General features: G+C 69.0%; 10 protein-coding genes. 2 read left to right on the top strand and 8 right to left on the bottom strand.

The window, feature by feature from the left end; all coding sequences use genetic code 11:
• Window position 1 precedes the first annotated feature (1 nt).
• From ABC337_RS02120 to ABC337_RS02130, 3 genes are read right to left on the bottom strand one after another with little or no spacing between them, the layout of a single operon-like run.
• Entirely contained in the window at window positions 2-1,177 is a 1,176-nt protein-coding gene (locus ABC337_RS02120) for an acyl-CoA dehydrogenase family protein (protein WP_412882556.1), read from the bottom strand.
• A gap of 5 nt (window positions 1,178-1,182) precedes the next feature.
• Window positions 1,183-3,357, bottom strand: a complete 2,175-nt coding sequence (locus ABC337_RS02125) for an acetyl/propionyl/methylcrotonyl-CoA carboxylase subunit alpha (RefSeq protein ID WP_412882555.1) — start codon at window positions 3,355-3,357, stop codon at window positions 1,183-1,185.
• Between the two features lie 8 nt (window positions 3,358-3,365).
• Entirely contained in the window at window positions 3,366-4,973 is a 1,608-nt protein-coding gene (locus ABC337_RS02130; RefSeq protein WP_412882554.1) for a carboxyl transferase domain-containing protein, read from the bottom strand.
• Between the two features lie 206 nt (window positions 4,974-5,179).
• On the opposite strand from ABC337_RS02130, the gene ABC337_RS02135 reads away from it, so the two are divergent.
• A complete protein-coding gene (locus tag ABC337_RS02135) occupies window positions 5,180-5,800 on the top strand; it encodes an SACE_7040 family transcriptional regulator (RefSeq protein ID WP_364137092.1) in 621 nt (206 codons plus the stop codon).
• A gap of 233 nt (window positions 5,801-6,033) precedes the next feature.
• Here the strand turns inward: ABC337_RS02135 and ABC337_RS02140 are convergent, their stop codons facing one another.
• From ABC337_RS02140 to pdhA, 3 genes are read right to left on the bottom strand one after another with little or no spacing between them, the layout of a single operon-like run.
• On the bottom strand, window positions 6,034-7,434 hold the full coding sequence (locus ABC337_RS02140; RefSeq protein ID WP_412882553.1) for a dihydrolipoamide acetyltransferase family protein: 1,401 nt from the start codon (window positions 7,432-7,434) through the stop codon (window positions 6,034-6,036).
• Window positions 7,431-8,441, bottom strand: a complete 1,011-nt coding sequence (locus tag ABC337_RS02145; RefSeq protein ID WP_290258392.1) for an alpha-ketoacid dehydrogenase subunit beta — start codon at window positions 8,439-8,441, stop codon at window positions 7,431-7,433. Before ABC337_RS02145 ends, ABC337_RS02140 begins: the two co-directional genes overlap by 4 nt.
• Window positions 8,441-9,619 (bottom strand): pyruvate dehydrogenase (acetyl-transferring) E1 component subunit alpha, encoded by a 1,179-nt coding sequence (gene pdhA / locus ABC337_RS02150; RefSeq protein WP_412882552.1) that lies wholly within the window; start codon window positions 9,617-9,619, stop codon window positions 8,441-8,443. Before pdhA ends, ABC337_RS02145 begins: the two co-directional genes overlap by 1 nt.
• A 197-nt stretch (window positions 9,620-9,816) precedes the next feature.
• Between pdhA and ABC337_RS02155 the strand changes: the two genes are divergently transcribed.
• Window positions 9,817-10,290, top strand: a complete 474-nt coding sequence (locus ABC337_RS02155; protein ID WP_290258394.1) for an Lrp/AsnC family transcriptional regulator — start codon at window positions 9,817-9,819, stop codon at window positions 10,288-10,290.
• Between the two features lie 80 nt (window positions 10,291-10,370).
• Here the strand turns inward: ABC337_RS02155 and ABC337_RS02160 are convergent, their stop codons facing one another.
• Together ABC337_RS02160 and ABC337_RS02165 are read right to left on the bottom strand one after the other, a co-directional pair.
• Window positions 10,371-11,999, bottom strand: coding sequence for a solute symporter family protein (locus ABC337_RS02160; protein WP_290258395.1), 1,629 nt, complete (start codon window positions 11,997-11,999; stop codon window positions 10,371-10,373).
• The gene (locus tag ABC337_RS02165; RefSeq protein WP_412883244.1) at window positions 11,996-12,376 is read right to left on the bottom strand and encodes a DUF485 domain-containing protein; all 381 of its coding nucleotides are present in this window, start codon (window positions 12,374-12,376) and stop codon (window positions 11,996-11,998) included. The genes ABC337_RS02160 and ABC337_RS02165 overlap by 4 nt, the downstream gene beginning before the upstream one ends.
• Between the last annotated feature and the right edge of the window lie 137 nt (window positions 12,377-12,513).

Consider the following 12,513-nt stretch of genomic DNA (forward strand, 5'->3'; position numbering starts at 1 on the left):
GCTACAGGCCCAGTTCGCGGGCGATCAGCATCAGCTGGACCTCCGTGGTGCCCTCGCCGACTTCCAGGATCTTGGAGTCGCGGTAGTGGCGCGCCACGGTGAACTCGTTGATGAAGCCATAGCCGCCGAACACCTGGGTGGCATCCCGCGCATTGTCCATGGCTGCCTCGCCTGCGATCATCTTAGCGATGGCGGCCTGCGTCTTGAACGGCTTGCCGGCGAGCATCCGTGCGGCCGCGTCGTAGTAGGCCAGGCGGGCGGTGTGGGCCCGGGCCTCCATCCGCGCGATCTTGAATGCGATGGCCTGGTACTTGCCGATGTTCTGGCCGAAAGCGCTGCGTTCCTTCGCGTACTTCACGGACTGGTCCACGCAGCCCTGGGCGGCGCCGACGGCGAGCGCCGCGATGGCGATGCGGCCCTCGTCGAGGATGGAGAGGAAGTTGGCGTAGCCGCGTCCCTGGGTACCGAGCAGGTTTGCCTCCGGGACCCGGACATTGTCGAAGGTCAGCGGGTGGGTGTCCGAGGCGTTCCAGCCGACCTTGTTGTAGGCCTTCTCCGCCGTGAACCCCGGCGTGCTGGTGGGCACCAGGATGGTCGAGATTTCCTTCTTGACGCTGCCGTCCGGGCGTTCCTGCTGGCCGGTGACCGCGGTGACGGTGACGAGCCTGGTGATGTCGGTGCCGGAGTTCGTGATGAACGCCTTGTTGCCGTTGATCACCCAATTTTTTGCGTCTCCGACGCCTTCCAGCCGGGCGGTGGTCTTGGTGCCGCCGGCGTCCGAACCCGCCTCGGGTTCGGTCAGGCCGAAGCCGGCGATCGCCTTGCCGGAGGCCAGCAGCGGCAGCCACTCCTCCTTCTGCGCTTCGGTGCCGAAGCGGTGGATCGGCATGGCGCCGAGCGAGACGCCGGCCTCCAGGGTGATGGCGACCGATTGGTCCACCCGGCCGAGCTGCTCCAGGGCCAGGGCCAGGGCGAAGTAGTCCCCGCCCATGCCGCCGGATTCCTCCGGGAACGGCAGGCCGAAGAGGCCCATGTCGGCCATCTGGGAGACGACCTCGTAGGGGAAGCTGTGTTCCTCGTCGTGCTTGGCGGAGACCGGGGCCACCACCTGGTCGGCGAAGTCGCGGACGGTGTCGGAGAGGTCCTGGTAGTCCTCGCTGAGTTCAAAATCGGGCATGGGGATCACTCCTGTGGGTGGATGGTGGCGAGGACCTGGTCTGCCTTGACCAGGTCGCCGGTGGTGATGCTGAGGTGGACGGTGCCGTCCAGGGGTGCGTTGAGCTGGTGCTCCATCTTCATGGCCTCCACGGCCACCAGGGCCTGGCCCGCGGTGACGGCGTCGCCGTGGGCCACGGAGACGGACACCACGGTGCCGGGCATCGGCGAGCGCACCGCCGGGTCGGCGGCGCCTTCTTCGCGTTCGACGGCGGCCAGCACCCGGGCGAGCCGGGCCTCGCGGGTGAGTACCTCGAGGCGGCACGACCAGCCGTCGTTGCCGAGGAAGAGCTCTGACAGAACGCGGGGATCGGGAGCCATCCAGCTCTGGGCGGGAGGACCGGTGCGAACGGGTGCCAGTGCGTAACTGCTGGTCGCGCCCTCGAGTGTGAGCATCGGGCGGTCCCTCGCGTTGTATTGCAGGTGGGCCGTGAGCTGCGGCCCTCCGTTCACGCTCACCGTGACCTGCTCCCCGGCAGACCGCCCGCTCACCTCCACGGTGGCAACGCCCCCGTCGGCGGTTCCGAGGCTGATCCGGCGCGGCGCGGGCGCACCGAGCCGCCAGCCGTCGCGGCGCTGCCACGGGCTGCCGTCACGATCCGCCGGATTGGCCTCCTCCGCCATGGCCACGGCATACAGAGCCGCGACCACCAGTTCAGCGTCGCCCACCCGCCGGAAGCTGAAGTCCGGCATCTTGCGTTCGATCAGGCCGGTGTCGAGCCGTCCGGCGCGGACGTCGGCGTCGTTGATCAGCAGCCGCAGGTACTCGACGTTGGTATCGATGCCCAGCGCCGTGTAGCCGGCGAGTGCCTCATCCAGGGTGTCCAGGGCCGCGGTGCGGTCCTCACCCCACGCAATGACCTTGGAGATCATCGGGTCATAGTTCGAGGAGATCTCGAGTCCGTGGACCAGGGCCGAGTCCACGCGCACGCGGCCGTGGGCCGTTTCGGTTTCGGTGCGGGCCGGCGCGCTGGGGCGCTGGGCGGGGCCGGGGAGTTCGTCGAGCAGCAGCACCGTTCCCGTGGACGGCAGGAAGTTCTTCTCCGGGACCTCGGCGTAGACCCGGGCCTCCACGGAGTGGCCGGTGAGGACGACGTCGTCCTGGGCGACGGTCAGCTCCTCGCCGGCGGCGATGCGGACCTGCCATTCAACCAGGTCGATGCCTGTGACCATTTCGGTGACCGGGTGCTCGACCTGCAGGCGGGTGTTCATCTCCATGAAGAAGAACTCGTCCGGGGCGTCGTCCGAGACCAGGAACTCCACGGTGCCGGCGCCGGAGTAGTTGACGCTGCGCGCGGCGTTGCAGGCGGCCTCGCCGAGCCGGGCGCGGATGGCGGCGCCGTCGGGCAGGCCTTCGAGCAGCGGGGACGGCGCTTCCTCGATCACCTTCTGGTGGCGGCGCTGCAACGAACACTCGCGCTCACCGAGGTGGATGACGTTGCCGTGGTTGTCGGCGAGGACCTGGACCTCGATGTGCCGCGGGGTGGTGACCAGCCGCTCCAGGAACAGGGTGTCGTCGCCGAAGGCGCTGGCGGCGACCCGGCGGGCGGTGGCGAGGGTGGCTTCGAGGTCCTCGGGCCGTTCGACGACGTGCATGCCTTTGCCGCCGCCGCCGGCGGAGGGCTTGATCAGCAGCGGGTAGCCGACGGAGGTCGCGGCCTCGATCAGCTGCGCGTCGCTCATACCGGGTTCGGCGACGCCGGGGACCACGGGGACGCCGTAGCCGGTGACGTGGTTCTTGGAGCGGATCTTGTCGCCCATGATGTTCAGGGATTCGACGCCGGGGCCGATGAAGGTGATGCCGGCCTTCTCCAGGGCCCGGGCGAAGTCGGCGTTCTCGCTGAGGAACCCGTAGCCGGGGTGCACCGCCTCGGCGCCGCTGCGGCGGCAGGCGTCGATGATGGCCTCGATCTTGAGGTAGCTCTCGGTGGCCGCGGCGGGGCCGATCCGGACGGCGGCGTCGGCCTCCCGCACGTGGCGGGCGTCGGCGTCGGCGTCGGAGTAGACGGCGACCGATCGGATGCCGAGGGCGCGCAGGGTGCGGATCACACGGCAGGCGATCTCGCCGCGGTTGGCGACCAGGACGGTGCCGAAGAGCGGCGCCGGGGTCGAAGCGGCGGGGGTGCTGGTGGTTACTGTCACGGCGGGGCTCACATCCGGAAGAGGCCGAAGGAGGTCTCCGGCAGCGGGGTGCGGGAGACGACGTCGAGCGCCAGTCCCAGGACGGTGCGGGTGTCCGCGGGGTCGATGATGCCGTCGTCCCACAGGCGGGCGGTCGAGTAGTAGGGGCTGCCCTGGTCCTCGTACTGCTGCTTGATCGGGGCCTTGAAGGCTTCCTCGTCCTCGGCGGACCATTCCTCGCCGCGGGCCTCGTACTGGTCGCGCTTGACCGTGGCGAGGACGCTGGAGGCCTGGTTGCCGCCCATGACCGAGATCCGGGAGGCCGGCCACATCCACAGGAAGCGCGGCGAGTAGGCCCGGCCGCACATGGAGTAGTTGCCGGCGCCGAACGAGCCGCCGATCACCACGGTGAGCTTGGGCACCCGGGCGGTGGCGACGGCGGTGACCATCTTGGCGCCGTTCTTGGCGATGCCGCCCTGCTCGTAGTCCTTGCCGACCATGAAGCCGGAGAGGTTCTGCAGGAAGATCAGCGGGATCCCGCGCTGGTCGCAGAGTTCGATGAAGTGCGCACCCTTGAGTGAGGACTCGCTGAACAGGACGCCGTTGTTGGCCACGATGCCGACGGGGTGGCCGTGCAGCTTGGCGAAGCCGGTGACCAGGGTGGTGCCGTAGTTCTTCTTGAACTCGTGGAAACGGCTGCCGTCCACCAGCCGGGCGATGACCTCGCGGACGTCGTACTGGGCATTGACGTCGGTTGGGACGGCGCCGTAGAGCTCGGCTTCGTCCGCCTCGGGTTCGACGACGGTGTCGATCTCCCAGGCGGGGGCGGCCGGCCGCGGCAAGGTGGAGACGATGTCGCGGACGATCTGCAGGGCGTGCTCGTCGTTCTCGGCCAGGTGGTCGGTGACGCCGGAGATCTTCGAGTGCACGTCGCCGCCACCGAGTTCCTCGGCCGTGACGATCTCACCGATCGCGGCCTTCACCAGCGGCGGGCCGCCGAGGAAGATGGTGCCCTGGTTGCGGACAATCACGGTCTCGTCGCTCATAGCGGGGACGTAGGCGCCGCCGGCGGTGCAGGAGCCCATGACGGAGGCGATCTGCGGGATCTTCGCCGCGGACATCTGCGCCTGGTTGTAGAAGATCCGGCCGAAGTGCTCCTTGTCCGGGAAGACCTCGTCCTGGCGGGGCAGGAACGCCCCGCCGGAGTCCACCAGGTAGATGCAGGGCAGGTGGTTCTCCAGCGCGATCTCCTGGGCGCGGAGGTGCTTCTTGACCGTCATCGGGTAGTAGGTGCCGCCCTTGACGGTGGCGTCGTTGGAGATGACCAGTACCTGCCGACCGTGGACCAGGCCGATGCCGGCGATCACCCCGGCGCCGGGCGAATCGCCGTCGTACATGCCGTCCGCGGCGAGCGGCGCGATTTCCAGGAAGGGGCTGCCGTCGTCCAGGAGCCGGTCGATGCGCTCGCGCGGCAGCAGCTTGCCGCGGGCGACGTGGCGTTCGCGGGACTTTTCCGGCCCGCCGAGTGCGGCGGCGGCCAGGCGCTCCTTCAGTTCCCGGGCCAGGCCCAGCTGGGCCTCCCGGTTGGCGGCGAAGCCTGCGCTGCCCGGATCCACCAGGCTGGCGATTGTCTCCATTGACTGCTTCCATCCCCGGCCGGACCGGGGCCCTGAGGGCGGCCGGTCCGGCCATTTCGGTTAGTAACGCATAACTGAGTTTTAGGTTAGTCTCTACTAACTGTGATGTCCAACACAGGAGCGCCGGTGCGGCGGGTTGCAGCCCGGTGTACGGAGCCCATGCAGCACAGTGAATACCCAGACCAGCCGAGAAGAAGGGCGAGCCGGTGACCGAGTCCAGCCAGCCAACGCAGCGCAGCCGGGCCAAGGAGAGCCGCCGGCAGGCGCTGCTGCAGGCCGCGGCCGCGCTCTTCGCCGCCGAGGGCTTCAACCGGGTCTCCCTGGAGGATCTCGGCGCCGCGGCCGGCGTCAGCGGCCCCGCCGTCTACCGGCACTTCGCCGGCAAGCAGGCGGTGCTGGGGGCCATGCTGCTCAGCGTCAGCCAGGACCTGCTCGACGGCGGCCGGGCCGTGGTGGCCGGCGCCGGGACCGCAGAGACCGCCCTCGCCGGGCTGGTGGAATTCCATGTGGACTTCGCCCTCAGCCACCCGGACGTCATCCGGGTCCAGGACCAGGACTTCAGCAATCTCGCCGACGAGGATCAGGCTGAGGTCCGGACCCTGCAGCGGAACTACGTGGAGCTGTGGGTGGACGTGCTGTCCGGCCTGCACCCGGACACGGACCCGGCCGAGCTGCGGATGCGCGCCCACGCCACCTTCGGCCTGATCAACTCCACCCCGCACTCGGTCCGCACCCAGGGCCGCCGGATGGCACTCAAGCGTGCCCGGCCGCTGCTGGAGGGCATGGCCCTGGCCGCCCTGACGGCCCCGGGCAACGGCACGCGCTAGGCCCGCTCCCCGGACGGCCCTGCTCCCCCGGACACCCCTCCCCCGCGCGAGCCCTCCGCCGACAGCAGGTCAGCCGCCGCCCGGGGGCGGATTGACACGGACACGCCGGCGTCCGGCGCGCCGCCGTCGTTCTTCAGTCTCAAAGTGCCCCCGGACGGCCCTGCCCTCGAACGACAAAGGGCCGGGCACCCCTCCGGCAAGGAAGGGATACCCGGCCCCGTGGGCTGATGAACCTAGGCCATGGCGAGTGCCATGCCGGGGTCGGACAGCAGCGCACCGACGTCCTGCAGGAAGCGGGAGCCTTGTTCGCCGTCGACCAGCCGGTGGTCGAAGGAGAGGCTGAGGGTCATGACCTGGCGCAGTGCCACCTCGTCCCGGTACTCCCACGGCATCTTCCGCACCGCGCCGACTGCCAGGATGGCGGCCTCGCCCGGGTTGAGGATGGGGGTCCCGGCGTCGATGCCGAAGACGCCGATGTTGGTGATCGAAATGGTCCCGCCGGAGAGGTCCGCGGGGGCGGTCTTTCCGGCGCGGGCGGTCTCAGTCAGCTCGGTGAGCGCGGTGGAGAGCTGGGTCAGCGACATCCGGTCCGCGTCCTTGATGTTCGGCACGGTCAGCCCGCGCGGCGTGGCGGCCGCAATGCCGAGGTTGACGTAGTTGAACTGGACGATCTCCTGGTTGGCCTCGTCCCACCGGGCGTTGAGCGTGGGGTGGCTGCGCAGGGCGATCAGTACGGCCTTGGAGACCAGGGTCAGCGGGGTGAGCTTGTACCCGGCGAAGGCCCGGCTCTCTTTGAGCCTGGCCAGCAGTTCCATGGTGGGCGTGACATCCAGGGTCAGGAACTCGGTCACGTGCGGCGCGGTGAACGCGCTGGAGACCATGGCCTCGGCGGTGAATTTCCGGACGCCCTTGATCGGGGTCCGGGTTTCCCGCTCGCCCGACGCCGCGGTGACGGCGGCCGGTTGCGCGCCGGCCAGTTCCTGCGGGGCGACCGGGAGGTCCCCGCCGCCGACGAAGTTCCGCACGTCCTCCCGGGTGATCAGGCCGTGCTCCCCCGTGCCGGTGACGGCGGCGAGGTCGACCCCGAGGTCCTTGGCCAGCTTGCGGACCGGCGGGGTGGAGCGGGGCCGCTCGGCAGCAGGGGCGCCATCCTGCGGTGAAGGCGCGGCGATGGCGGGTGCCGGGGCAGGCGCGGCGGCAGCGGCGGGAGCAGGAGCCGGAGCAGGCGCGGAAGCAGCAGCCGGTGCAGCAGCGGCAGCGAAAGTCCGTGCCCGGCGGGCCGGCCGGCCGGAGCCTTCCGGCATGGCGCCGTACCCCACAAGCGTCGGTTCCCGCTTGGCGGGCGCCTCGCCCGAAGCCGCACCGGAACCGCCGCCGTCGTCGCCCTCGATCTCGAAGGAGACGATCGGCTTGCCGACCTCCACCACGGTGCCGGGCTGTTCGTGCAGCGCGGTGACGACGCCGGCGAACGGCGATGGCAGCTCGACGACGGCCTTGGCGGTCTCCACCTCGGCGATGATCTGGTTCAGGGTGACGGTGTCCCCCACGCCGACCTTCCAGGCGACGATTTCCGATTCCGTCAGGCCTTCGCCGAGGTCCGGGAGGCGGAATTCCTTGATCATGGTGGCGCTCATCCTTCCAGCCCGCTCAGGGAGTTGGGGCGGCCCAGGGCCCGGTCCACGCCGTCGAGGATCCGGTCCAGCCCGGGCAGGTGATGCATTTCCAGCTTGGAGTAGGGGTATGGGACGTCGAAGCCGGTGACCCGGACGGGGGCGGCCTCGAGGTGGTAGAAACAGCGTTCGGTGATGCTCGCGGCGACCTCGGCACCCAGGCCGCCGGACTGGCTGGCCTCGTGGGTGATGACCAGGCGGCCGGTCTTGCGGACCGAGGCCTCCAGCGTGGCGAAGTCCACCGGGGCGAGGGAGCGCAGGTCGATGACCTCGACGGAGACGCCCTCGTCGGCGGCGGCGAGCGCGGCGTCGCGGGCGGTCTTGACCAGCGGACCGTAAGCCACGAGGGTCACGTCGGTGCCCTCGGTGACCACCCGGGCCTTTTCCATCGACGGGGCGGCGGAGAGGTCCAGGGACTCATCCACCTCGCCCTTGTCGTGGTAGCGGCGCTTGGGCTCGAAGTAGAGGACCGGATCGTCGCAGGCGATGGCCTGCTGGATCATCGTGTACGCATCCTGGGGGTTGGAGACGCTGACCACGCGCAGGCCGGAGGTGTGGGTGAAGTAGGCCTCGGGCGACTCGGAGTGGTGTTCGGGTGAACCGATGCCACCGCCGAAGGGCACCCTGATTGTGATGGGCATCTTCACGGCGCCCATGGTCCGGTAGTGCATCTTGGCGACCTGGCTGACGATCTGGTCGAAGGCCGGGTAGATGAAGCCGTCGAACTGGATTTCCACCACCGGGCGGTAGCCGCGGTAGGCGAGGCCGACGGCGGTGCCGAGGATGCCGGATTCGGCGAGCGGGGTGTCCACCACGCGGTGCTTGCCGAAGTCCTTTTGCAGACCGTCGGTGACGCGGAAGACGCCGCCGAGGGTGCCGATGTCCTCGCCCATGAGGATCACCTTGGGATCGTTGTCGAGGGATTTGCGGAGGCCGGAGTTAATCGCCCGGGCAAAGGTCATCTGCGTCATCAGCGAGCACCTTCTTCGGAGGGGGCACCTGCGGGATCGCCGAAGGAGGCCAGGTAACGGGTGTAGTGGTCCTGCTGGCGGTCCAGCCAGGAGTGCGGGGTGCTGTAGACGTGCTCGAAGATCTGCAGCGGCTGCGGTTCGGGCATGGTGATGGTGCCCGAGCGCAGTTCCTTGGCCACGACGTCGGCCGTGGCGGCGACGGCGGTTTCCACATCCGCAGTCAGCAGGCCCTTGCGCTCCAGGAGCGCCTTGAGGCGGTGGATCGGGTCCTTGGCGGCCCAGTCCTCGAGCTCGTTGGCGTCCCGGTACCGGGTGGGATCGTCCGCCGTCGTGTGCGGGCCCATGCGGTACGTAACGGCCTCGATGAAGGTGGGGCCGCCTCCGCGGCGCGCCCGGTCCAGGGCGATCCGGGTGGCGGCCAGCACGGCGAGGACGTCGTTGCCGTCCACCCGCATGCTGGGGATGCCGAAGCCGGAGGCCCGGTCAGCGATCTGGATGTGGGACTGGAGCATCACGGGTTCGGAGATGGCCCAGTGGTTGTTCTGGCAGAAGAAGATGACGGGCGCCTGGAAGCTGGCGGCGAAGACCATCGCCTCGTTGACGTCGCCCTCGCTGGTGGCGCCGTCGCCGAAGTAGGCCACGGCCGCCGAGTCGGCGCCGTCGTTCTGGATGCCCATGGCGTAGCCGGTGGCGTGCAGGCTTTGCGCGCCGATGATGATCTGCTGGGTGGCGACGTTCACGGTGTACGGGTCCCAGCCGGCGAGGGCGTTGCCGCGCCAGGCCTTGACGATGTCCGCCGGCTTGACCCCGCGGACGTAGGCGACGCCGTTGTCCCGATAGCTGGGGAAGACGAAGTCGTCCTCGCGCAGGGCCCGGGCCGAGCCGATCTGGGAGGCTTCCTGGCCCAGCAGCGGCGGCCAGAGGGCGAGTTCGCCCTGGCGCTGCAGGGCGGTGGCCTCGGCGTCGATCCTCCGGATGGCCACCATGTCCTCGTAGAGGGAGGTCAGCACGTCGTCGCCGATGTCCTGGACCCAGGGGTCGAACTCGGGATGGCTGATGCGTTCACCCCCCGGGGTGATGAGCTGGACGAGATCCCCGCCCGTGCGCCTGTTCGATCCTGCACTGTTTCCGGGGCCGCCGGGGGCTGCGCCGCCCTGGCCCGCGTCGTCGGTAAACACAGTTTGTCCGCAACCTTCTGACGTCGTCTGACCCCTGCCCGCGGGACTCGTGATCCCAGCGCGCGGCGGCCACCCGGGCGCCGTTGCCCCGGATAATTGTGACCCTACTCACAAGTGCCATTGGGTACAACCACCCGTCAATATTTTGAGCATCCTGCCCGGTTCGCACCTCCCAGACCGTGCTAACCTTGCGCACTATGCAACCCTTGGATGGCACAGACACCCGCCTGCTTTCGGCCATGGCACGGGACCCCCGCGGCACCGTCGTGGCCCTGGCGCAGAAGCTGGGACTGTCCCGCAACACCGTGCAGGCCCGGATGGCGCAGCTCGAGAAAAAGCACGTGTTCCTCTCCTTCGAGCGCCGGATCAATCCGGCAACGCTGGGCTACCCGCTGATGGCCTTCATCTCCGTCCACGTCCAGCAGCAGAAGCTAGGCAGGCTGGCGGTGGAGCTGGCCGCGGTCCCTGAGATCCTGGAGGGCTACGGCCTGACCGGATCGGCCGACCTGCTGCTGCGTGTGGTGGCCCGCGACGCCGAGGACCTGTTCCGGATCAACGGCAAGATCCTCTCCTGCGACGGGGTGGACCGGACGGACACGGCGCTGGCGATGAGCGAGATGATTCCGTTCCGGATCCAGCCGCTGCTCGAACGGGGCCCGGCCGAGGGCTGACCCCTCACGCACAAAGGACCCCCGCGCCGGGCGGCGCGGGGGTCCTGTGTCGTTGGGTGATGCAGCTATGCGGTGGTGCGTTAGTGGTTGGTGGCCTTCTCGGCGCCCACCCCGGTCAGGGAGCGGACCTCCATCTCGGCCTGCTTGGTGGTGTCCTCGCGCCGCTTGTCCAGCACGGTGCCTAGCCAGCCCAGGAAGAACGCGAGCGGGATGGAGACGATGCCGGGGTTGCTGAGCGGGAAGATCGCGAAGTTCGCGCCGGCGATCATCGAGGTCTTGGTGCCGGAGACCACCGGGGAGAGGGCGATCAGGATGATGGCGGCGGCGAGGCCGCCGTACATGCTCCAGATCGCGCCCTGGGTGGTGAACCGGCGCCAGAACAGCGAGTACACGATGGTGGGCAGGTTCGCGGAGGCGGCGACGGCGAAGGCCAGGGCCACCAGGAAGGCGACGTTCTGGCCGTTGGCGAAGATGCCGCCGGCGATGGCGAGGATGCCGATGACGATCACCGTACGGCGGGCCACCTTGACCTCGGTCTCGGCGTCGGCCTTGCCCTTGGCGATCACGTTGGCGTAGATGTCGTGGGCGAAGGAGGCCGCCGCGGTGATGGTGAGGCCGGCGACGACGGCGAGGATGGTGGCGAACGCCACCGCCGAGATGAAGCCCAGCAGCAGCGGTCCGCCGAGGTGGAAGGCCAGCAGCGGGGCGGCGGAGTTCACGCCGCCGGGGGCGCCCTTGATGGTGTCGGCGCCCACGAGGGCCGCGGCACCGTAGCCGAGGACCAGGGTGAACAGGTAGAAGATGCCGATCAACCAGATGGACCAGACCACGGACTTGCGGGCCTCCTTGGCGGTGGGGACCGTGTAGAAGCGCATCAGCACGTGCGGCAGGGCCGCGGTGCCGAGCACCAGGGCCAGGCCCAGGGACATGAAGTCGAGCTTGGACGTGTCCGACTTGCCGTACTGCAGGCCCGGGTTCAGGACCGCCGGGTTCTTGGCCGTCTCCGCGGCGCCGCCGAGCAGGTCCGAAAGGTTGAAGCCGTAGATCGCGAGGACCCAGAAGGTCATCACGGCAGCGCCGGCGATCAGCAGCATGGCCTTGATGATCTGCACCCAGGTGGTGCCCTTCATGCCGCCGATCAGGACGTACATGATCATCAGCGCGCCGACGACGATGATCACCAGCGCCTGTCCGCCCCAGTCGCTGATGCCCAGCAGCAGGGAGATCAGACTGCCGGCGCCGGCCATCTGGGCGAGCAGGTAGAAGAAGCAGACGGCCAGGGTGGAGATGGCCGCGGCGATCCGGACCGGACGCTGCCGGAGCCGGAAGGAGAGCACATCGGCCATGGTGAACTTGCCCGTATTGCGGAGCAGTTCGGCTACCAGCAGCAGCGCCACCAGCCAGGCGACCAAGAAGCCGATGGAGTACATAAAGCCGTCGTAGCCGTTGACGGCGATCGCGCCGGTGATGCCCAGGAAGGACGCGGCGGAGAGGTAGTCGCCGGCGATGGCGGTGCCGTTCTGCGAACCGGTGAAGGACCGGCCGGCGGCGTAGTAGTCCGCGGCGGTTTTGTTGTTCCGGCTGGCGCGGAACACGATCACCATGGTGACCGCGACGAAGAGGGCGAAGATGCCCATGTTCAGGAGGGTGGTGTCCTTGAGCGCGGCGACGTTGACCGCGGGGACCGTCAGGGATGCGTGCAGTGTCATTGGGCCGTTCCGCTCACTCGGTTGCCGTGCTTGTCGAACTCGTGGCCTTCGATCTCCTGGCGGATCTCGGAGGCGATGGGGTCCAGCTTCCGGTTCGAGTAGCTGACGTACCAGCCCGTGATTGCGAACGTGGACACGAACTGCAGCAGGCCCAGGATCAGGCCGATGTTGATGTTGCCCCAGACCTTGGTGGACATGAAGCCCACCGCATAGTCGGCCAGCAGGACGTAGGCGAAGTACCACAGCAGGAACGCGATGGCCATCGGAAAGACGAAGCTGCGGTGACGTTTGCGCAGTTCCTGGAACCGCTCCGTCGACTGGACTTGCTTGAAGTCCACGGACGCCGCTGCGTCCGTATGCTGGGCGTCGTGACCCATCATTCCTCCTCATTGAGACTGGCGAGTCACCGCCGGGCACTCCGGCTTCCGGACAACACTCCTCCGGCATTGTGTGACTGGAATCACTGTGCAACGTGACGTGCGCTACATTCCAGCACCGGCGCGGGCGGCATCGC

Origin of the sequence: Arthrobacter phoenicis (genome assembly GCF_047238215.1) — a bacterium.
In the GTDB taxonomy this organism is placed as follows: Bacteria; Actinomycetota; Actinomycetes; order Actinomycetales; family Micrococcaceae; genus Arthrobacter.

Coding starts and splice junctions, on each gene's coding strand:
- ABC337_RS02160 (WP_290258395.1), bottom strand. CDS start 11,999: ATGACACTGCACGCATCCCTGACGGTCCCCGCGGTCAACGTCGCCGCG.
- ABC337_RS02145 (WP_290258392.1), bottom strand. CDS start 8,441: ATGACGCAGATGACCTTTGCCCGGGCGATTAACTCCGGCCTCCGCAAA.
- ABC337_RS02155 (WP_290258394.1), top strand. CDS start 9,817: ATGCAACCCTTGGATGGCACAGACACCCGCCTGCTTTCGGCCATGGCA.
- ABC337_RS02130 (WP_412882554.1), bottom strand. CDS start 4,973: ATGGAGACAATCGCCAGCCTGGTGGATCCGGGCAGCGCAGGCTTCGCC.
- ABC337_RS02165 (WP_412883244.1), bottom strand. CDS start 12,376: ATGGGTCACGACGCCCAGCATACGGACGCAGCGGCGTCCGTGGACTTC.
- ABC337_RS02120 (WP_412882556.1), bottom strand. CDS start 1,177: ATGCCCGATTTTGAACTCAGCGAGGACTACCAGGACCTCTCCGACACC.
- ABC337_RS02140 (WP_412882553.1), bottom strand. CDS start 7,434: ATGAGCGCCACCATGATCAAGGAATTCCGCCTCCCGGACCTCGGCGAA.